Origin of the sequence: Streptomyces durbertensis (genome assembly GCF_014156695.1) — a bacterium.
Taxonomy (GTDB): Bacteria; Actinomycetota; Actinomycetes; order Streptomycetales; family Streptomycetaceae; genus Streptomyces; species Streptomyces durbertensis.
Genome location: NZ_WMLF01000915.1, coordinates 1 through 601, shown reverse-complemented (window position 1 = coordinate 601; position 601 = coordinate 1). Strand labels below are relative to the sequence as shown.

Annotated in this window: 1 protein-coding gene; it reads left to right on the top strand. The window is 76.0% G+C overall.

Going from position 1 to position 601, the window contains the following annotated elements; genetic code table 11:
- Window positions 1–103 precede the first annotated feature (103 nt).
- A partial coding sequence (locus GL263_RS27640) for a polyprenyl synthetase family protein (protein ID WP_182858454.1) occupies window positions 104–601 on the top strand: 498 nt, incomplete at its 3' end.

Sequence of the window (601 nt, the reverse complement as noted above, 5' to 3'; positions counted from 1 at the left end):
GGCGGTAGAACGGGGGGTGGTCCGGCGGTTGTCGGGCTGTGTGGTGGTGTCGAGGGCCGGTCTGCCGGGCCTCGCGCGCCCTGGTCGGGAGTGGAGGACGCCCTTGCCGACGCCGTTGGCGGCAGCGACGCTCGACGCGGTGGCCGACGGGATCACCGCCTGGCTGGCGGGGCACGCCGGCGAACCGCTGCTGGACGTCCTGGACTGGACGCTGTGCCCGCCGGGCAAGCTCGTGCGGCCGGCGCTGCTGCTGGAGTCGGCGGCGGCCGTGGGTGGCAGCTACGAGCAGGTGATGCCGGCCGCGGTCGGGGTGGGGCTCGCGCACAGCGGGAGCCTCGCGCACGACGACCTCATCGACGGTGACGACCTGCGGCGGGGCCGCCCCGCGGTGCACCGCAGGTTCGACGCGGCGTCGGCGGTACTGAGCGGGGACGCGTTGTTCTTCGCGCTGTTCCAGCAGGTCGGGGAGTGCCGGCGGCGTGGTGTGCCGGACGAGGCGGTCGCGGAGGCGGTGGAGATCCTGGCCGAGGCGGGCCGGCAGGCCGCCTGCGGTGTCGCCCGCGAGTTGGCGTCGAGCGGTTGGGGGCCGGCGGGACTGGAG